Annotated in this window: 23 protein-coding genes; 9 read left to right on the top strand and 14 right to left on the bottom strand. The window is 39.7% G+C overall.

What is annotated here, in order from left to right; translation table 11 throughout:
* Positions 1 to 16: 16 nt before the first annotated feature.
* Positions 17 to 577 (top strand): peptide deformylase, encoded by a 561-nt coding sequence (gene def, locus R2S10_RS13870; protein ID WP_062546315.1) that lies wholly within the window; start codon positions 17 to 19, stop codon positions 575 to 577.
* Here def and R2S10_RS13865 read toward each other — a convergent pair.
* The 3 genes from R2S10_RS13865 to R2S10_RS13855 are packed head-to-tail and all read right to left on the bottom strand — an operon-like array spanning position 574 to position 2627.
* Positions 574 to 1215 carry a hypothetical protein gene (locus R2S10_RS13865; protein WP_316841017.1) on the bottom strand — a complete coding sequence of 214 codons (642 nt, stop codon included), beginning with the start codon at positions 1213 to 1215 and terminating at the stop codon, positions 574 to 576. The two genes, def and R2S10_RS13865, sit on opposite strands and share 4 nt — an antisense overlap.
* Positions 1216 to 1268: 53 nt before the next feature.
* The gene (locus tag R2S10_RS13860) at positions 1269 to 1514 is read right to left on the bottom strand and encodes a NifU family protein (RefSeq protein WP_316841016.1); all 246 of its coding nucleotides are present in this window, start codon (positions 1512 to 1514) and stop codon (positions 1269 to 1271) included.
* 36 nt (positions 1515 to 1550) lie between these two features.
* Positions 1551 to 2627: an Mrp/NBP35 family ATP-binding protein gene (locus R2S10_RS13855; protein ID WP_316841015.1), complete on the bottom strand. Its 1077-nt coding sequence runs from the start codon at positions 2625 to 2627 to the stop codon at positions 1551 to 1553.
* A gap of 116 nt (positions 2628 to 2743) precedes the next feature.
* Here R2S10_RS13855 and R2S10_RS13850 point away from each other — a divergent pair, with 116 nt between their 5' ends.
* Genes R2S10_RS13850 through R2S10_RS13840 form a run of 3 tightly spaced genes read left to right on the top strand, consistent with a single transcriptional unit; the run spans position 2744 to position 6200 of the window.
* Positions 2744 to 4915, top strand: coding sequence for a transglycosylase domain-containing protein (locus tag R2S10_RS13850; RefSeq protein ID WP_316841014.1), 2172 nt, complete (start codon positions 2744 to 2746; stop codon positions 4913 to 4915).
* Between the two features lie 18 nt (positions 4916 to 4933).
* Complete coding sequence (hpt, locus tag R2S10_RS13845; RefSeq protein ID WP_316841013.1) at positions 4934 to 5491, top strand: hypoxanthine phosphoribosyltransferase; 558 nt, start codon at positions 4934 to 4936, stop codon at positions 5489 to 5491.
* A gap of 49 nt (positions 5492 to 5540) precedes the next feature.
* Positions 5541 to 6200 carry a phosphatidylserine decarboxylase family protein gene (locus R2S10_RS13840; protein WP_316841012.1) on the top strand — a complete coding sequence of 220 codons (660 nt, stop codon included), beginning with the start codon at positions 5541 to 5543 and terminating at the stop codon, positions 6198 to 6200.
* 659 nt (positions 6201 to 6859) lie between these two features.
* On the opposite strand, the gene R2S10_RS13835 is transcribed toward R2S10_RS13840, so the two are convergent.
* From R2S10_RS13835 to R2S10_RS13820, 4 genes are all read right to left on the bottom strand, one after another.
* On the bottom strand, positions 6860 to 7039 hold the full coding sequence (locus R2S10_RS13835; RefSeq protein WP_316841011.1) for a hypothetical protein: 180 nt from the start codon (positions 7037 to 7039) through the stop codon (positions 6860 to 6862).
* A gap of 243 nt (positions 7040 to 7282) precedes the next feature.
* Positions 7283 to 7630: a 50S ribosomal protein L19 gene (rplS, locus tag R2S10_RS13830; protein WP_062546321.1), complete on the bottom strand. Its 348-nt coding sequence runs from the start codon at positions 7628 to 7630 to the stop codon at positions 7283 to 7285.
* 221 nt (positions 7631 to 7851) lie between these two features.
* The gene (locus R2S10_RS13825; RefSeq protein ID WP_316841010.1) at positions 7852 to 8142 is read right to left on the bottom strand and encodes a hypothetical protein; all 291 of its coding nucleotides are present in this window, start codon (positions 8140 to 8142) and stop codon (positions 7852 to 7854) included.
* Between the two features lie 201 nt (positions 8143 to 8343).
* Positions 8344 to 8637, bottom strand: coding sequence for a hypothetical protein (locus R2S10_RS13820; RefSeq protein ID WP_316841009.1), 294 nt, complete (start codon positions 8635 to 8637; stop codon positions 8344 to 8346).
* A gap of 124 nt (positions 8638 to 8761) precedes the next feature.
* Here R2S10_RS13820 and R2S10_RS13815 point away from each other — a divergent pair, with 124 nt between their 5' ends.
* A complete protein-coding gene (locus R2S10_RS13815) occupies positions 8762 to 9118 on the top strand; it encodes a hypothetical protein (RefSeq protein ID WP_316841008.1) in 357 nt (118 codons plus the stop codon).
* Between the two features lie 18 nt (positions 9119 to 9136).
* Here the strand turns inward: R2S10_RS13815 and trmD are convergent, their stop codons facing one another.
* The 3 genes from trmD to R2S10_RS13800 form a co-directional block, all read right to left on the bottom strand.
* Positions 9137 to 9814 (bottom strand): tRNA (guanosine(37)-N1)-methyltransferase TrmD, encoded by a 678-nt coding sequence (gene trmD, locus R2S10_RS13810; protein ID WP_316841007.1) that lies wholly within the window; start codon positions 9812 to 9814, stop codon positions 9137 to 9139.
* A 14-nt stretch (positions 9815 to 9828) separates the two neighbouring features.
* A complete protein-coding gene (gene rimM / locus R2S10_RS13805) occupies positions 9829 to 10356 on the bottom strand; it encodes a ribosome maturation factor RimM (RefSeq protein WP_316841006.1) in 528 nt (175 codons plus the stop codon).
* Between the two features lie 134 nt (positions 10357 to 10490).
* Positions 10491 to 11060: a 30S ribosomal protein S16 gene (locus tag R2S10_RS13800; RefSeq protein ID WP_316841005.1), complete on the bottom strand. Its 570-nt coding sequence runs from the start codon at positions 11058 to 11060 to the stop codon at positions 10491 to 10493.
* Positions 11061 to 11684: 624 nt separating this feature from the next.
* Here R2S10_RS13800 and R2S10_RS13795 point away from each other — a divergent pair.
* Positions 11685 to 12536, top strand: a complete 852-nt coding sequence (locus R2S10_RS13795) for a DUF6266 family protein (protein ID WP_316841004.1) — start codon at positions 11685 to 11687, stop codon at positions 12534 to 12536.
* A gap of 186 nt (positions 12537 to 12722) precedes the next feature.
* On the top strand, positions 12723 to 13043 hold the full coding sequence (locus R2S10_RS13790) for a heavy metal-binding domain-containing protein (protein WP_316841003.1): 321 nt from the start codon (positions 12723 to 12725) through the stop codon (positions 13041 to 13043).
* Between the two features lie 51 nt (positions 13044 to 13094).
* Here R2S10_RS13790 and pfkA read toward each other — a convergent pair whose 3' ends face one another.
* The 4 genes from pfkA to R2S10_RS13770 all read right to left on the bottom strand — a co-directional run bounded on the left by pfkA (position 13095) and on the right by R2S10_RS13770 (position 17239).
* The gene (gene pfkA / locus R2S10_RS13785) at positions 13095 to 14078 is read right to left on the bottom strand and encodes a 6-phosphofructokinase (protein ID WP_316841002.1); all 984 of its coding nucleotides are present in this window, start codon (positions 14076 to 14078) and stop codon (positions 13095 to 13097) included.
* Entirely contained in the window at positions 14071 to 15783 is a 1713-nt protein-coding gene (locus R2S10_RS13780; RefSeq protein ID WP_316841001.1) for a protein-disulfide reductase DsbD family protein, read from the bottom strand. Before R2S10_RS13780 ends, pfkA begins: the two co-directional genes overlap by 8 nt.
* 230 nt (positions 15784 to 16013) lie before the next feature.
* The gene (locus tag R2S10_RS13775) at positions 16014 to 16463 is read right to left on the bottom strand and encodes a protein-disulfide reductase DsbD N-terminal domain-containing protein (protein WP_316841000.1); all 450 of its coding nucleotides are present in this window, start codon (positions 16461 to 16463) and stop codon (positions 16014 to 16016) included.
* Positions 16460 to 17239: a biotin--[acetyl-CoA-carboxylase] ligase gene (locus R2S10_RS13770; protein WP_316840999.1), complete on the bottom strand. Its 780-nt coding sequence runs from the start codon at positions 17237 to 17239 to the stop codon at positions 16460 to 16462. Before R2S10_RS13770 ends, R2S10_RS13775 begins: the two co-directional genes overlap by 4 nt.
* 41 nt (positions 17240 to 17280) lie before the next feature.
* Between R2S10_RS13770 and rsfS the strand changes: the two genes are divergently transcribed.
* Together rsfS and ftsH are read left to right on the top strand one after the other, a co-directional pair.
* A complete protein-coding gene (gene rsfS / locus R2S10_RS13765; protein WP_316840998.1) occupies positions 17281 to 17655 on the top strand; it encodes a ribosome silencing factor in 375 nt (124 codons plus the stop codon).
* Positions 17656 to 17685: 30 nt separating this feature from the next.
* A complete protein-coding gene (ftsH, locus tag R2S10_RS13760; RefSeq protein WP_316840997.1) occupies positions 17686 to 19776 on the top strand; it encodes an ATP-dependent zinc metalloprotease FtsH in 2091 nt (696 codons plus the stop codon).
* Positions 19777 to 19818 lie beyond the last annotated feature (42 nt).

The following is a 19818-nucleotide window of genomic DNA, read 5'->3' as shown; positions in this document are numbered from 1 at the left end:
TTTGTATTTTTGTATCATGAAATTACCCATTGTAGCATACGGCGATCCGGTACTTAAGAAAGTTTGCGCTCCTATAGACGAGACTTATCCGGATTTAAAACAATTGATCAGCAACATGTTTGACACCATGTATAATGCTCATGGAATTGGTTTAGCTGCCCCTCAGATTGGCTTACCGATCAGGTTATTTATTGTAGATACGGGAGTAGATGAAGAGGAGAAGCAAGGCTTCAAAAGTGCTTTCATCAATGCAGAAATCCTGGAAGAAACAGGCGAGCCCTGGGCTTTCAACGAAGGATGTCTGAGCATTCCTGATATCAGAGAAGATGTGATGCGTAAGCCCAACATCCGTATCAGGTATTATGATGAAAACTGGGATTTACAGGAAAAAGAACTCAATGGCATCCTTGCCCGTGTGATTCAACATGAATATGACCACATTGAAGGCAAGCTGTTTACAGAAACCTTAAGTTTATTGCGTAAGAGAATGCTGAAAAGCAAACTAGATGCGATTTCTAAAGGGAATGTGAGAGTAGATTATAAAATGCGTTTCCCACAGCAGAGCAGAAGGCGTTAATTCCCTTCGCTCCTGCTTTTATCCCCTTTGAATATGGATTGCATCAACTTACCCCATGCGAATGGGTTTAAAAGCGGGTTGGTTTGCACCATATTCTTGTTTAAAGACCTATCGTGATTCAACCTGAAGTTGATTCCAGAGATCTCTGAAGCATCTCTTGGCAAGGTTTGTATCCTTTCAGAAATACTCTCCTGAGAAAGATTCCTGATGGCGATTGCAAAATCATCATCAGCAATCTTCATGGCCATAAAATCTCTGGTGAAGTCCTCTACCGTTGCCCATGGATAAACCCGAACGGTTGGCAGATTGACAATCTCCGATTTTAGCTTCACCATCGCTGTATATTTACTGTCGTCGATTTGTGCAGGAATTGCCTGAAGCAAATCCCTATAACCTACCGCAGTATATAGAATGGTATCACCGGGATGCGCGATAAAGGAGAAATATCCTTTATAATTCGCAGCATACCGCTGGCCTTTATTTGTTAAATTGGTCACCGTTACATAAGGCACCACTGTATTACTGTCTACATCGGTAATAATCCCGCTAAACTGAATCAACTTTTTACTTGCCGGACTTTCCTGTGCGAAAGCCGTACCCATAAAAAGGAGCAATAATAAGGTGAGTGAATACTTCATATACAAAAATAGCTGTATTAATTAAAACGGCTAGTTAAATAGTGTTAAAACGATTAAACCGGTTCTGCTAGGTTAATAGCCACAACAGCAGTGATTTGCGGTACCGCTTTCATGATGGCTTGTTCGATCCCTGCTTTCATGGTCATGAAGCTCATTTTGCAAGATCCACAGTTACCTAATAATCTCAATTTAACTACATTGTCCGCCGTAATCTCTTCTATAGCCACATCCCCACCATCAGCAATTAAATATGGTCTGATCGTGTCTAGTGCCTGCTCTACTTGTTGTGTTAAATCCATTTTATTAATTTTTTAAAGTATAAAAATAGTAATTTTTTAGCAATTAACAGTCAGTGCATTGTTAATAGCCACCTGTTGTGCCACCTTTCCTGCAATTTCTGCAAACACGGTTGACATTTTACTGGACAGGTCTAATGCAATTGGAGTACCTTGATCACCAGCAGCTGTAATGCCCTGAACGATTGGTATTTCACCTAAAAATGGTACTTCAAATGATTTTGCCAGTTCCTTACCCCCATCTTTACCGAAGATATAGTATTTATTTTCCGGCAATTCTTCTGGTGTAAAGTAAGCCATATTTTCGATGACCCCTAATACCGGAATATTAATACTTGGCATTTTAAACATTGCCAATCCTTTTCTCGTATCCGCAAGCGCTACTTGTTGAGGTGTGGTTACAATCACAGCTCCTGCAATTGGGAAACTTTGTGTAATGGTGATGTGAATATCGCCTGTTCCCGGAGGAAGGTCTACAATCAGGTAATCCAGTTCACCCCAATCCGCATCATTGAATAATTGTTTGATTGCATTGGAAGCCATCGGTCCTCTCCATGGTACGGGCTGATCCGGATCTGCGAAAAATCCTAGTGATAATAGCTTTATGCCATATTTTTCAATAGGAAGGATCAGTGTTTTTCCTTCTTCAGTTTCTCTGGCACTAGGTTTTGCGCCCACTAAATCAAACATTGTAGGCACAGAAGGACCATAAATATCGGCATCAATCAACCCTACTTTTGCCCCATCAGCGGCCAAAGCCACGGCAAGGTTACTTGCAACCGTTGATTTCCCTACCCCACCTTTTCCGGAAGATACCAGCAAAATATTGCGAATGGCTTTCAGTTGGGTGGTGTCCATTGGTTTCGTTACCCTGGAAGTAATATTGATCACGACCTCAGCTTCCTGGCTTACAAAATGTTTTACCGCATTTAAACACGCATTTTTAAGCATATCTTTCATCGGACATGCAGGAGTGGTCAGTTCCAATGTGAAACTCACCTTCTTATCTTCTATTTTCAAATCCTTGATCATGTTCAAAGTCACCAGATCTTTTTTAAGATCAGGGTCTTCAACATTTCTCAGAGCGGCTAGAACTTGTTCTGGACTAATTATCATTAGCCAAAATTAACAAAAGACGGCCACAATTAATTGACTTTAGGCTTTTTAAGTGTAATTTTAACACGAAATAAACATTTGCGTTTAACGTTTAGCAATTATACCTACTTTACCGTATGCAACTTCCCAAAATTAACATCCCCAGAAAGTATATAAAAATTGGTGCTTGGGTGTTTGGAGTTTTTCTATTGATCTCTGTTATTCTAGGCGGTATTGCCTATAGTAAAAGGGAAGCTTTGTTACAAAAAATGATGGCGAAAGCCATTGCAAAAGCCGATAAAGATTATGGTCTGGACCTAAAAGTTGGTAGCTACGGCTTCAGCGGACTAAGCACGGTACACCTCACCAATATCTCTGTGGTTCCAAAAGAGCGCGATACACTAGCTACCATTGATGATTTCACGGTTGGCGTAAAGCTATTTCCATTGATCTTTGGAAATGTAAAGCTGTCGGAAATTATCCTGAATAAGGGGAACTTAAATGTGGTGTTTAAAGATTCGCTGAGCAACCTTGATTTCTTATTGAAACGTAAAAAGAAAGACACGGTTAGCACAAAAAAATCAGACCTTGCTGATCTCGCACATAACCTTTTGAATCAGGTATTGTACAAAATCCCCGACCATATGGAGCTAAAAGACCTAATGCTCCGGATCAATGACAATGACACCGCAAAACTGACCTTTCTAACCACTACTGCCACCATCAACGATGGAGAATTGCAGTCGACCATAAAAGTGAACGACAATTATGCGACCTGGCACGTTAATGGTTCCGTATATCCAGGGAAGAAACAACTGGATGTGATGCTTTTCGCTGACCATAAAAAGGTAGACCTTCCTTATCTGGAAAACAGGTTCAAGACCAAGTTTAGTTTCGATACGGTAAGAACCGAAATGAAAAGCGCTGATTATAGTGGCAATGACTTTAAAATTCAAGGATCATGGGCAGTAAAAAATCTGCTGTTGAACCATCCAAAAGTAGCTTCCACAGATATTGTAATTGCAGATGCAAAGATTGATGCAGATATGCGCATCGGTCCGAATTATATTGCACTGGATAGCACCTCTACCGTATTCCTAAAAAATGCAAAGCTGCATCCTTACCTGAAATATACCCTATCTCCTAATAAAATTTATGAAGTAAAGATTCAGGCACCAGAACAGGATGCCCAGGAAATCCTGAATGCCTTTCCACAAGGGTTATTCGAATCTCTGGACGGCCTGAAGGTAAGTGGAAAAGTAAAATATTCCCTAAACTTTTACCTGGATAGCTCGATACCTGATAGTGTAAAGTTTGATTCTGGACTTACGCCAGTCAATTTCAAGATTCTGAAATGGGGGAAAACCAATCTTCAAAAAATCAACAACGACTTTATTTACACGCCTTATGAGCGTGGTAAGCCGATGCGAGACATCATGATTGGCCCTTCAAACCCAAATTTCACTCCACTTTCGCAAGTATCCAGTAATTTCAAAAATGCCATTCTGACTTCCGAAGATCCCTCTTTCTTTACCCATAAAGGTTTCGTACAGGAGTCCTTCCGCAAATCTTTGGCGGTAAATTTCAAGGAAAAGAAATTCGTTAGAGGAGGCAGTACGATCTCCATGCAGCTCGTTAAAAACATATTCCTCAGCAGACAAAAGACCTTATCAAGAAAAGCTGAAGAAATTCTGATTGTATGGCTGATCGAAAATAATCGCCTGATCAGCAAGAACAGAATGTTAGAAGTCTATTTCAATATCATTGAAATGGGACAGAATGTATATGGAATTGGGGAAGCCACACGTTACTATTTCGGAAAACGACCTTCCGACCTGAATATCGGAGAAGGCATCTTCCTGGCCAATATCGTTCCACGTCCGAAAATTGCCCTGTTTAAGTTTAAAGGTGATGGCGGACTAAAAGATTACCTATATCCTTACTTCAAATATATTGGAAACATCATGGCCAATCGTGGCCTGACGCCAAGAGACAGCAGCGCTTATGGCTTCTATAATGTACAGCTGAGACCGGCATTGAGGCAGTATTTATTGCCTGATACCACCGCTGTAGATACTTCTGCCTTTGATAATGAAGATCCGCTACCTGCAATCGAAACGCATGATGAGTCTAAAAGCTTATTTGACCGCATTTTTGGTGGCAGCAAGAAGGATACAACCTCCAAACCTGCAATTAAACCTGATAGTCTTCAGAAGACTAAAAAACAACTGAGACAGGAAAAAAGAGACCAGAAGAAGAAGGAAAAAGATTTAGAAAAACAAATGGAGCAGTCCAAAGAAAACGGATGATACTCCTAATATAAAGATATGAATACGATTAAAGTACTAGATAAGGAGTTCGATATCCTTCTGGAAAATGACAACATTCTGAAGCGTACCCGCCTGATAGGTATACAGATGAATGTAGATTATGAAAACCGTTGCCCCCTTTTTATCGGGGTCTTAAATGGTAGCTTCTTATTTATGGCAGACCTGGTAAAAGAGATTACCGTTCCTTGTGAAATGGCTTTCATCCGTGTTTCTTCCTATAAAGACACGGAAAGTACCGGCGAAATTAAAGAAGTCCTTGGCCTTCCGGATAACCTAAAAGATCGCGACATCATCCTCGTTGAGGATATTGTAGATACCGGTTTTACCCTTAGCTACATACTTAAAGAGCTGTACAAACAATCCCCAGCCTCCGTTAGTGTCTGTTCTCTTTTACTTAAGCCAGACGCTTTAAAAGTGCCCATTGAAGAGCTGGAATATGTTGGCTTTGAGATTGCCAATGAGTTTGTTGTTGGCTATGGCCTGGATTATAATGGCCAGGGCAGAAACCTTAACCATATCTATACGGTTAAAACTGTTGCAAGCCCTTTACCTTAATGTTATATTTTTTTATCACTTTTGCAGAAACTAATACTCCCCATCACCAATGACCATACATAAAGAAGGTTACACTACCATTGCCCTATCATTGCTGTTCATCTTTGTATTGAACGCTTTTATCAGTTATAAATTTGCAGACATTACCTGGTTAACCTGGTTCGTATATATATTCTCATTTGCGTTATTTGTTATTGTATTGCAGTTTTTCAGGAATCCAAGCAGACAATTTGTAACTGCCGATAATAAAGTAATTTGTCCGGCTGATGGTAAAGTTGTGGTAATTGAAGAGACAGAAGAAGGTGAATACTTTAAAGATAAAAGGCTTCAGGTTTCTATATTTATGTCGCCGGTAAACGTACACATTAACAGAAATCCAATTTCTGGTGTTGTAAAGTTCTTTAAATACCACCCAGGAAAATACCTTGCGGCATGGAATCCTAAGTCTTCTACCGAAAACGAACGCACAACAGTTGTTGTAGAACATGCAAATGGTACGCCAGTGTTGTTCAGACAAATTGCTGGTGCCCTTGCCAGACGTATCGTATGGTATGTAAAAGAAGGTGATCAGGTAAAACAAACTGAAGAATTTGGCTTTATTAAATTTGGCTCAAGAGTAGATATCTTTTTGCCTGTGGGTACGAAGGTTAACCTGGAACTTGATCAGGTTGTTAAAGGTGGAATTACTGTTTTAGCAGAATTGAGCTAGGTAGTTTTTTAAGATATGTTGATGAGGCGTTCTATTTTAGGACGCCTTTTTTGTTTTAGGGAATTGAGGAACGGTTCAAAAAAAACAACCATCACTCTTCAAAGTCGGAAAGCTTTGTCTTGAAGAAAGGCAAAACCTTCTATGCCTTTTCTGAGAATGACTGTTTTTTTGAAAATTAAGGTTTCCTTTGAAATTGCAAAGACCTATTGACCGGCGGCTTTAGAGATAATTCCAGATATCCAGGTGCAAATTTCCTCAGGTTCCATTGACAAATGCCTAAAGAGCTGCACGCAAACAGTAAAAAGGGGTAATGAAATCGGGCAGCATTCCAGTGCATCAAGACTCAATCTCGATGAGATTTGGTTAGGGCATACTTTGTGCGCTTTACAAAAAAAAATGGGGATTGTTATTTTCAGCCCTGCGAAGGTTTGCGTTTCAGCAAAGATTCGAGGATGAAAAGGATAAGCACATTTTTTTATTTACTAATACTATTGGTTTAAACAAAGCAGAAATACTGATTTAGGGACGTTTACAGCAGCTCGAAGGCCAAATCCCACACTACGATCATTAGAACAGAACAGCGCCGTTAAACGCGTCAAAAATAGATTTAATCGCCTAAGCTTGGTACAGCCATACATTCGCTTTTCTAAGTTTAAACTTTAAGGGACTGGATTTTTGGAACTACCAGGGTAATCCTGAAGTTTAGCATATAGTTCATGTCTCAAAAAAAAGGAGACGTCATTCCACAGCTGGACGATCTGATCGATCTGCTCATTTTCTCCGGCCAAGGAATGGCCATTGATTGCCCCTCTTAAGGGCACCAGGTTCTCTTTCCCCATTATGGGATGAACCTGGGTTAACTACTGTGTTCAGTCTAAGGCTACAATCGTTTTTACTCCTTTGCTAAACAGGCAATTTAACTGCATCACAGATAGACGTAAGTGATTTGAAGTTCCCGGAGGAAACATCAAGACAAATCCATTTAACCGTAGTAGCTACAGAAATTACCTCTTTGAAGAGGAGAACAAAAAAACCTCCCCGATTGGGATCGGGAAGGCTATTATGCTTTTTGACTAGAGAGATTAAACTCTTCTAGATTTGATACGAGCTGCTTTACCAGTTAATTCACGTAGATAGAATAATTTCGCTCTGCGAACCTTACCGTGGCTGTTAACCTCTATTTTAGCGATATTAGGCGAATTGATAGGGAATATACGTTCCACACCAATACCATTAGACATTTTACGAACAGTAAACGTTTCATTAGCACCTACACTATTACGTTGTAATACTACACCTTGGTAAATTTGAATACGTTCTTTATTACCTTCGCGAATTTTATAGTGAACACTCACTGTATCTCCTGATTTGAATGCAGGAAACTCATTTTTTGCGATTACCTGCTCTTCAACAAATTTTACTAAATCCATGATTTTAAGCTATTAAGCCGACTTTTTGTTGTTTAAAATCGGACTGCAATATTAGGAATTATTTTTTATAAATGAAAGCGATTTCTGTTTTTTTCCACATTCTTTAACATTTCCACATTTCATTCTTTGGCATTTCCACAATTAAACCTACTGTAAAGCCGTTTTTGGGCTAAAAAATATTTTTTAGGGATTTGACTACCAGCAATTTTGCATTATAAAATTCAGGCTTCTTCCTCAGGACAAGTCTCTTCTGAAATAAGTGCTGCCAGGCTTTTATTTTGCAAAGGATAATTGGCGAGTTCACCGCGCTCCATTCCAAAGATTCCCTCCAACTGAACAACCGTTGCATATGGAATATCAGCTTTTCCACTTAAGGGTAACTTTCTATAATTGTGAAAGGTATTAAAAGCGATGTTCAAGTATTTAGGAATTAATCTGCTTGCCGCTTTATAATTCTTAAGATTCAACTTGTTCATTTCTTCTTCAATTTTGTACTTCCTTGGTTCTTCCATTATTTTTTGGTTTTGCGGTTAACAACTGGGAATCGATTTTCGTTGACAATAAATACAGTTTATTTCGAATAAAATAATTATCAAGCTGCAATAATATAAATAAGCGCCGACTCTACATAATTTATTTCTATTTAGCGTATTAATTATCCCAAAAAGAATTTTAAGCAGGTAAATTTAATGGATCCAGCTTCTACTGAATGGTCATTCCAAGCTCTTATGACTAAAGTTAGACTGGAACATTTCATTCAGACTACTCATCTCTATTGGCTCCGTTCTCAAAGTGCCAGGCTCCATTTCAAAAAGTTGCTCCATCATCACTACTTTTTCGTATGGAATGTCTTGTGTCTCATTTCTTAAAATATTTCGATAATTATGGAAAGTATTTAGAGAAACGCCCAATATTTTAGGAAGGGTTTGAATGGCCTTTCTATAGTTTTTCACATTGAGTTGATAGAGATAATCGTTGATTTTGTACTTTCTAGAGGGTTCGGTCATATCTTTTTGTGAGAAATAATTTTTAAAGTGTACATTTATCAAAATTATGATTGCAAACACATAATTTCCTTGAACTAAAATACTTATTATTTTTAGCAAAAACACCAAATATTCCTATTTTTTTATGAATTTAAAAAGTACTGTTGATGCGATTTTAAAGAAGAAGAACCGAACCTTCAGTTGGTTGGCAGCACAAATGGATCGGACTTTTGATGGTTTAAAGCTGAGTCTGACTACAGGATCGATCAAACATAGAGATATGGAATTGATGGCAAAAATACTGGAGGTGTCCCCTTTAGCCTTTTTTAGCGAGCCGCTGAGCCCTCTTACAGCGCTGACAGTAAAAAGTCCCGGCACTTTGCTTGCGGCAGAGTACAATGAGTTAAGGTTGGCTTTAAAGAGCTGCAAAGAACTAAATGCAGCTTTAAAAGGTCAAATAAAAGATAAGGACAAGATTATTGCCTTACTGACTAAAGGTTAATTGCTACAATCTTAGGAATTAATCCGTTAGTAAGTCTGGCCTACGCTGTTGCGTGCGCAATAAAGCTTGCTCATGACGCCAGTCGTTGATTTTCTGCTCATGCCCACTCAATAGGATATCCGGAACTTTATGTCCGTTCCAATCAGCTGGACGGGTATATACAGGAGCATCTAATAATTCTCCCTGAAAACTATCTGATAAGGCAGAAGTCTCATCATTTAATACGCCCGGAATCAATCTGACAATTGCATCCACGAGAACGGCCGCCGGCAGCTCTCCACCAGACAACACATAGTCGCCGATGGATATCTCTCTGGTTACATATAAATCTCTTATACGCTGGTCTATGCCTTTATAATGACCGCACAAAATCATGATGTTCTCTTTCCCTGAAAGTTCATTTGCGATCGTCTGGTTAAACGTGACCCCATCCGGACTCATAAATATGATTTCATCATAGGTCCTTTCCGCTTTTAGCGCTTCAATACAGCGCGCAAAAGGAGGAATAGACATCACCATACCACTACCCCCACCATAAGGATAGTCGTCTACACTTTTTTGCTTATTGGTCGAATAATCCCTTAGGTTGTGGACTACGATTTCGGCAATTCCCTTTGTTTGCGCACGTTGTAAAATAGAGTGTGCAAAAGGACTGTCCAATAAAGCAGGTAATACAGATATGATGTCAAAACGCATGGGGCAAAGATAATTTAATTTTCGAGGTAAATGTCTAACAAACCATCAGGAAGGTGTACACGAAGGATGCTTTCTTCTTCATCGATCTCTACAATCATATCATCATTCAGGGGAAACATGATTTCTTTTTCCTGATAGATTACCGTAGCTACAAACTGCTGTGGGTATTCATTCACTTCAATAATTTCCCCAAGTTCACCATGATTTTCATCTGAAACCAGGTATCCTTTCAGGTCATCATAATGAAATTCATCATTAGAGCGGTCTGGCATTTTTGTAAGTGGCAAATAGATTTTCTTCCTTAATAAGGGCTGTGCTTTATCGATATGGTCTACATCATCGAAATAGATATTTCCGGTATTATTGGTCTGCAATTTATAAGAAGAGACGAAATAAGGCACTAATTTTCCATTAAAATCGGCAAAAACGACATCCAGTTCCAATAATTCGGGTTCATCATATTCAAAAAATAGCTGTACCTCTCCTTTTAATCCTTTAGTCTTGGTGATGTAACCAATATAAAATGCTTCTTCAATTTTCATAATCGTATCCTTAGTGTTTCCACTCTATCCTTAATTGCATCTTTTTGCTTCCCATAAAATATGGTTTAAATGAAAATAGCGAAGAATACATTCCAGAGGAAGATTCTTCGCTATTGTTCAGAATAACAAAAATATTATGCTTGTTCTTCTTTGTTTTCTTCAGTTGCAGGAGCTTCTTCAGTTGCAGGAGTTTCCTCAGCTACTTCTTCAGTTGCTACTTCTTCTTCAACAACTTCTTCTGCTACAGGAGCATTTTTGATTGCTAAAGCAGCTGCACGATCTGCATTTTTCTTAGCTTCAGCAGCTAAAGCAGTTTTCTTAACTTCATCTTTAGATTTAGTCAAGTTGTCTTTTTTACCTTCGATTTGACCGTCTTTACCAACTAACCAAGCAGCAAATTTAGCTTCTGCTTGTTCTTCAGTTAAAGCGCCTTTTTTAACACCACCTTGTAAATGTTTTTTGTATAAAACACCTTTGTAAGAAAGGATAGCACGACAAGTATCCGTAGGCTCAGCACCTTTGTTAACCCAGTCTAAAGTTTTATCGAAATTGATTTCGATGGTTGCAGGATTGGTGTTTGGGTTGTATGAACCTAAACGCTCAATGAATTTACCATCTCTTGGTGAACGAGAATCCGCTACCACTACGTGGAAAAAAGGCTTACCTTTTTTACCGAATCTTTGCAATCTGATTTTAGTCGACATTTCTTATATAGTTTATGTATTCAACATAGTTCCCGGAGCAACGCGCTTGCGGGAGTGCAAAAGTAAGTAAAATCCTATTGATAAGCAAGATGCATTATTTTTAAATTATTTGAGACCTCCTTTGTCCCTTTTACAAGAAAGGAGAATTGCTACTCAATAGGATAAGGCCTAAGGTTCAGGATACCGGATAGAGATTCTGCTGTCGGAGGAAATAAAATGAAGCCCTGAAAAAGATACTGGAAGGGAAAATAAAAACAGAAAATGGCGAAAAAGCATGTACCAAGGTCTTAATATATTTGGGTATTAAGTCGGATTTACTAGTCGGTTGCCGGGGCCTTGTCCAGCCTAATGCCGTAGCAAGGCCTATCTTTTGCCGCATCTGAATTCTTTTATTTATAGGCGTTATACGACAACACTTCGTAATGCTTATTGAAATTATTTTAGGTATTTTTTTCATTAAACCAATTAATTCAAATTGTTTTCAACCCCTATACCAACCCCTATACCAACCCAAATAAAGCGCTGTAAATATGTGTTTTACAAAAAAATACAGGAAATAGCATCACTTGTATAATCATTTTATTATACGCACCTTGGTGTTATAAACAACAAAAATCTAAAATTATGGCAATAGCAAAAAATGGCCCTCATGGATGGTCAAGTGGGAAACTCGGAAACGTCGTGTCCTATATGTTAAGAGGACAACTGGTTCAAAGAACCATCGGTAAGTCCGGGAAACCGAGTTTAAAACAACAGGCCAATCATCAGGCGATGGCAGTAACAACCAGATTTTTAAGTCATCTGAGCGAATTTGTAAACAATGGATTTGATCTAGAAGCACGCGGAACGATTAGAAATCAGCATAATATGGCAGTTTCCTATATTAAGAAAAATGCATTGCAGGGCGAATACCCGAATATCAGCATTGATTATGCTAAAGTACAGCTCAGTAAAGGCCGCTTAGCAATTCCTAAAGACCTGCGTATGGAGAAAGTGGCAGGCGGCATACAGATCAGCTGGGCACCTAACCATTATTTGGGAGAAGGGGCGCAATATGATGATTGTCTGCAGTTAGCAGTGTGTTTTCCGGAAAAGGGAAAGAAAAAAGTAGAACTGAATTTTTCAAAAAGGGAATTGGGAACTGCTTTTCTGCCTTTAGAACCGGAAGAACTGGAGCGTTCTATGGAGGTATATTTGTTTTTAAGGGCTGCAAACCATGATAGCGTTTCAGATACGGTATATCTGGGCAACCTGAATGGCAGCTACGAAAGTCCAGCAATCACCGAAATACGGGAAAACCAACAGGCAAAAGCACTGATGTTTAAATCCAGATTTGAGCAGGTAAAGGAGCAATACAAATCACAATTGAAGCTCAAGCCTGAAGAAAGAATGGCGAAGAAGCCCTTCCGAAATCTGGAAAAAGAATACCTGGTACTAATGGCCCGCTGGAGTTCCGAGCAAGGAAGGCCCGGCTAGCTCTTAAAGTTGGGCCAAAAAGGCCTTTGGTTACTAGGATATAAAAAGAATAACCAGACAAACAGCGCCATAAAAGCGATGATACAGGCCAACTATGTTTTGTTTTTTATGTTTCTGATCTGTAACATCATACTCAAATTCACATCAAATCGTTATCAAAATTTTATCAAATCTAACAACACAATTATGCTAGTAACGACAACAAATTCGATAGAAGGCAGAAAAGTAACCAAATACATCGGCCTGGTGAGCGGCGAAACCATTATCGGCGCAAATATTTTCAAAGACCTATTTGCCAGCATTCGCGATGTAGTGGGTGGAAGGTCTGGTTCTTATGAGCAGGTTTTAAGGGAAGCAAAAGACACGGCGATTAGCGAAATGCAACAATATGCCTCGGCGTTAGGAGCAAATGCCATTATCGGCGTCGACCTGGATTATGAAACGGTAGGTAGTGGAGGCAGTATGCTTCTGGTTGCAGCTACCGGAACGGCAGTAGTTATAGAGTAGGCATTTAGCCAGTACAAAAACGACCCTCTAGGAAAGAGGGCCGTTGATATTTTATAAGGAAAGGATTTCTACCAGTTTTAACCAGGCTGGCGTGATCTCTTTTGCGTCTATATGTTTAATAGCATGATCAAAGGGTGTAAAGATGATTTCTCTGTTCACCTGACCAACCATTACGCCAGATTGACCAGCGATCAGTCCTTCTACGGCTGCTACACCAAGGCTACTGGCGAGTACACGGTCCATGCAGCTTGGTTTACCACCACGCTGGATATGTCCAAGTACAGAGACCCTGATGTCGTAATGAGGGAATTTCTCTTTCAAGACCTCACCTACATTGAAGGCACCTCCCACTTCATCACCTTCTGCAACGATGATGATTTTCGAAGATTTATCTTTTCTACCGGAAGCTAGTCTTGTCACCAATCCATCTACGCCCATATTGGCTTCAGGAATCATGATGGCTTCTGCTCCTACACCGATTCCACTTCTTAAAGCGATCAGTCCGGAGTCACGTCCCATTACTTCTACGATAAACAGGCGGTCATGAGATTCTGCGGTATCACGAATTTTATCAACTGCATTGATTACCGTATTGATGGCGGTATCATATCCGATCGTAAAATCAGTTCCTTCCAGGTCATTATCAATGGTGCCTGGTAAGCCTACTACAGGGAAATTAAATTCTGTAGTCAGCAAGTGTGCGCCGGTAAAAGTACCATCACCACCAATTACAATCAGGGCATCAATATCATGTGCCTTTAATTGCTCATAAGCTTCATCTCTACCTTCTTTGGTACGGAAGGCATCGCTTCTGGCTGTTTTCAAAATTGTGCCACCACGTTGAATAATATTGGCTACAGATTTACGGTCCATATCGAAGAAATCGCCATGAATCAGACCTTCATAGCCCCTTAATATACCGGTAACTTTCAAATCATAATAGATTGCCGCTCTCACCACTGCCCTAATGGCAGCATTCATTCCCGGGGCATCACCACCGGAAGTTAATACTCCTATATTTTTAATTTTATTCATTTGGTTTTTCAGCGTTTTTAAATTTATCTAAACCACTTTGTAAATATGCAGCGTACTCTTTTGCGTCAAAAATTGCGCCCTGAGGTTTTACCAGAGGATTCAGGTCATGGCCTGCCAGTACGTAGTAAGGCTGAGAATTCGAGCCATATTTAGTGGCTTGAAAATCACCGTTCCACCTACCCAGGTCGTCGGTTGTGGTTCTTAAGATTTCAGAATAATGCACTTTATCTTTAGGCATTTTAATATTTCTTTCATCCACATATAATTGAATCAGGACGTATTCATCCTTAATGATCCTTCCTACTTCTTTATCGATCCAGACCTTATCTTCCATTTTACGACAGTTCACGCAGGCGTGTCCTGTAAAATCGATCAGCACTGGTTTATTTACGCTTTTTGCATAAGCCACACCTTCGTCAAGGTCAAAGAAGGCATTGAATCCTACTGGCGGTTTCAGCGTTTCACTATATTTAACAGTTGCAGGGAAGCTACTGGAAGCTGCAGAAGCAGCTCCGCCTCCATTGCCATTCAGGATAAAATCCTGGGTATTCATCGGTGGTGCAATTCCGCTCAGAATATTTACCGGAGCGCCCCATAGTCCTGGAACCAGATATACTGCAAACGATAAAGAGAAGATGGCAAAGAACAGTCTAGGAACGGAAACATAAGGAACATCGCTATCATGCGAGAACTTAATCTTACCCAGCAGGTAGATTCCCATCAGGATAAAAATGATGATCCATAAGGCCAGGAATAACTCACGATCGAACCATTCCCAATGCCAAACCAGGTCGGCAGCAGAAAGGAATTTTAAGGCTAATGCCAGTTCCAGGAAGCCTAAACATACTTTTACGCTATTCAACCAGCCACCAGATTTAGGCATAGAGCTTAAAAATCCAGGGAAGATTGCTGATAAAGTGAAGGGTAGTGCCAATGCTAATGCGAACCCAAACATTCCAATTGCAGGGGCAAGAATATCGCCTTTAGAACTCGCTTGCACCAGGATTGTTCCAATAATTGGACCGGTACAAGAGAAGGAAACCAGCGCCAGAGAGGCCGCCATGAAGAATATTCCACCTAAACCTTTGCTATTATCCGCTTTCTGGTCAATTTTATTGACAAAAGAACTCGGTAAAGTGATCTCGAAAGCGCCAAAGAAAGAGATAGCGAAGACCACTAATAGGATAAAGAAAAAGAAGTTAAAATAGCCGCTAGAGCTGAGTTCATTAAGTTTTGCCGAGCCAAAAAGCAGGGTAATTAATAAGCCCAGGGCAACATATATGACAATAATAGAAATTCCATAGATTAATGCCTGCCCGATTCCGCCCTGTTTACTTCCTGCTCTTTTGATAAAGTAGCTGACAGTAAGGGGTACCATTGGAAAGATACAAGGCATTAGAAAAGCGATAAATCCACCCAATAATCCGGCGATAAATGTCTCCCAGAGTGTTCTATCTGCTTCTGCTGGGATTGCTGTGGCAGTAGTGCTGGCCGCTTCCGTTGTTTTCACAACTGCGGTTTCTTTCTTCAGGGTATCTTTAACGATGTTATTTGCGATGCTATCTTGCGAGGAACCTACTTCGGTAAAAACAAGTTCTTCTTCGGTAGCGGTACTATCTGGTGTTTGTACGGAGGCAAAGCCATGTGATGTTAAGGCTACGGTAAACAGTAGCATTAAACTCAACATTAAAAATAATCTCTTCATTCTTTGTGTGTTTTTTACTTAAAGGCTCACTATAAATAGGGAAAATCTACCTAAACAGCAATTCTCTTTATGATAAGGGCGTGAAATTAGTTATTATTTTTTATTTAAGCCTTTCAATATGGATGGATGAGCCATAATTTTACGTTGGGAGGATAACTCCTTGAATTAATGGGCATAAAAAAAGCGATGAGAAAAAATCTCACCGCTGTATCTATTCGTTTTTATATGGCTTATTTCACCGGAACGCTAAAACTTATTTCTTCCGGAGGCAAACACTTCACATCATTACAAACCATAAATTCAACGGTACCTTTTACCGTAGTGGCTGCTTTATTCAGTTTTACTTTTTGTTGGAATACCACTTGATTTCCAAAGTAGCTCACGTTCATTTTGAAGTTTTTATCAAAATAAGTAGTTGGCTTAGGTTCTGTTGTTTTTCCTATCGGACTATAATCTTTAGAAGCTGCAAACTTGAAAACTGTAGGATTAGGTCCATCAGGCTTCAGGTTTTGTGAGTAAATATGCCAGCCATCTTCCATTGTTGCTTTCATATACACTACGGCTTCTGTTTTACTGATTTTCTTTGCGGCATAAGACCAGGTTACTGGTCGCTCTATTTGAGCAGAGGCACCAATTACTGTAAATAGTACGAAAGTGATGATCAGACTAATTTTCTTCATGTTGTGTGATTTAAAAACTCTATTTCTTTAAAATTGTACTCTTTTGTCTCTCCATTGACCAGGAGTACCAGCAAACCTGCTTCGGTCACTTCTACGATCCTGCCTTCAATAACCTCGCCATTTTGGCGGTAGCTTACGAGTGTATCGAATTTATACAGTCCGCTGACATAATCGGTCATCAGTGCTTTGTAATTTCCTGACTTCAAACGGAGGTACTGTTTTTCAATACTGCTACAAATTTCTGCTAATACCTCAAATAAATTAACATCCGCTTGTAAAATTACTTTCATTGAAGTTGCGCGATTCTGAAGCTCTTCTGCAAAAACCTCCTGGTTTACATTGAGTCCAATACCGATAATACTGGCTTTATAGGTGCTTCCGGCAAGGATATTTTCGATGAGTACACCACCCATTTTACGATCGTTATGATAGATATCGTTGGGCCATTTTATTTTGACCCCCTCCTCCACAAAAAGCTGCAGGGCATTTCGAATACCGATGCTTATGGCCATATTGAGCAGGAATTGCTTAGTTATCGGTAAGAAAGATGGTTTAAGATACAGGCTAAAAGTCAGGTTTAATCCGGGCTTGGTATGCCATACATTGCTCTGCTGCCCTCTACCTGCATATTGATGATCTGCCATAATAACAGTTCCTTCTGTTAATGGCTCGGAATTTGACACCAAGTCTTTTATAAAGTTATTGGTAGAATCAACCTCTAATAATTTGATAAGATTTTGACCAACAAATAATGTTGAAAAAGTGTTATTTTGCAAGTGTTGATTGTATATTTGTTTATCAAAACTAAAAAATTTTAATGGTAAAAAAGAAAAATGTAAACCTTTCTACATTACTCTCAGAGATAGCCGTAAACGGCATGCAGGAAAAAAAAGGAAAAGATATTGTGCGTTTAGACCTACGTGAACTGAATAGTTCTGTTTCTGACTACTTCATCATCTGCAACGCAGATTCAGCTACCCATGTTAAGGCAATTGCGGATAGCGTAGAAGAAGAAATCTACAAAAACACAAAGGCAGACCCATGGAAAAAAGAAGGACAAGCTAGCGGAGACTGGATAATTCTAGACTATTTCGATGTGGTAGTTCATATATTTAAGACTGACAAGCGCGAGTTTTATGGTATAGAAGATCTATGGGGTGATGCCCAATCTACCAGCTATCAAAGCGCTTAATCATTTACACAAAAACATTTTTGACTCAAGATGAAAGAGAACCCGAATACAAACCCTAAGTTAATTAAGAAGTTACCGAATATTCCTAAAAAGCCTCAAAAAGGCTCTAAATTCAATATTATTTGGGTTTATGGGGCAATTATTTTAGGTCTGTTTTTACTACAGTTTTTATTTAGTGCAGATACGACCAAGGACGTTACTTACCGTACTTTCGAAACTCAAATGCTTTTACCTGGTGACGTTGAAAAACTTGTTGCCTATAAACATGAAGACCTGGTAAAGGTTGAAGTGTATATAAAGAAAGACAAACTTGGAGAAGAGAAGTACAAAAAGTACATCAGTAAAAATAATTTCGGCACACAAAACGGCCCATTAGTATATTTCACTGCTGGATCAATGGATGCCTTGGATGCTCAGTTAAAGGAAGCTCAGAAAAATATCCCTCCTGATCAACAGATTTTGGCGGAGAAAGAGACGAGACAAAGTACTTTTAATTCTTGGTTCTTCACTGTAATTATTCCGGTATTGTTATTTATCGGGTTCTGGATTTTCATTATGCGCCGCATGGGCGGTGGCGCTGGTGGCGGTGGCGGACAGATTTTCAACATTGGGAAATCTAAAGCAACGCTATTTGACAAAGAAAGCCAGGTTAATGTAACGTTTAACGATGTTGCAGGTCTGGAAGAAGCCAAACAAGAGGTTATGGAGATCGTTGATTTCCTTAAAAACCCTAAGAAATACACGAATTTGGGGGGTAAGATTCCTAAAGGCGCGCTATTAGTAGGTTCTCCTGGTACTGGTAAAACCTTATTGGCCAAAGCAGTAGCTGGTGAAGCGCAGGTTCCTTTCTTCTCTCTATCGGGTTCAGACTTCGTAGAGATGTTTGTAGGGGTTGGTGCTTCGAGGGTACGTGATTTGTTCAAGCAGGCGAAAGATAAAGCACCATGTATCATCTTTATTGATGAGGTGGATGCAATCGGCCGTGCGAGAGGAAAGAACAGTATGATGGGTGGAAATGATGAGCGCGAAAATACGTTGAATCAGCTATTGGTAGAAATGGATGGTTTTGGTACAGATTCAGGAATTATCATTCTTGCAGCAACCAACCGTCCGGATGTATTGGACTCGGCATTATTGAGACCAGGTCGTTTTGACCGTCAGATTTCTATCGACAAACCTGATTTAGTGGGTCGTGAGCAGATTTTCAAAGTTCACTTGAAGCCTATTAAAACGGATGAAGTTGTAGATGCTAAAAAGCTTTCTGCACAGACTCCGGGATTTGCTGGTGCAGAGATTGCGAATGTTTGTAATGAGGCCGCGTTGATCGCTGCACGTCGCAACAAACAATTTGTAGATATGCAGGATTTCCAGGATGCAATTGACCGTGTAATTGGTGGATTAGAAAAGAAAAATAAAATCATCTCTCCTGAAGAGAAAAGAATAGTTGCTTACCATGAGGCTGGTCATGCGATTGCAGGATGGTTCCTGGAACATGCCGATCCATTGGTAAAAGTATCTATTGTTCCTCGTGGTGTTGCAGCCCTTGGCTATGCACAATACCTACCAAAAGAGCAGTTCTTGTATACTACAGAGCAGTTAACTGATGGTATGTGTATGACGATGGGTGGTCGTGTTGCGGAAGATCTTACCTTTGGCAAGATTTCTACGGGTGCACAGAATGATTTAGAACGCATTACAAAATTAGCCTATGCAATGATTACCATTTATGGTATGAATAGTGTGATTGGTAATGTTTCTTTCCATGATCCACAGAATGAATATAACTTCAATAAACCTTACTCAGAGAAAACATCAGAACTGATTGATGTGGAAGTGCGTAAGCTAGTTGAAGAGGTTTATAACAGAACGAAACAACTCTTAATAGACAAAAAAGAAGGACTAGAGAAACTGGCTCAGAAACTTTTAGAAAAAGAGATTTTATTCCAGGCAGATCTGGAAGAGATTTTAGGTAAACGTCCTTTTGACAACCGTACTACTTATGATGAATTCGTAAATGGAACAGGTGATCAAAAGCCGGCTGCTGAGGGTCTATTGCACCACGGTGTTGGTGAGGCAACCGATGTATCGGCTCCTACCAGCCCGACTCAAACAGAATCTTAAACACATTTACGAGGAACCGCCAGTACAATCTTGTGCTGGCGG

The organism is Pedobacter gandavensis (assembly GCF_032678745.1).
Taxonomy (GTDB): Bacteria; Bacteroidota; Bacteroidia; order Sphingobacteriales; family Sphingobacteriaceae; genus Pedobacter; species Pedobacter gandavensis_C.
The sequence above is the reverse complement of the archived record's forward strand: the minus strand, read 5'-3'. Positions and strand labels throughout refer to the sequence as shown.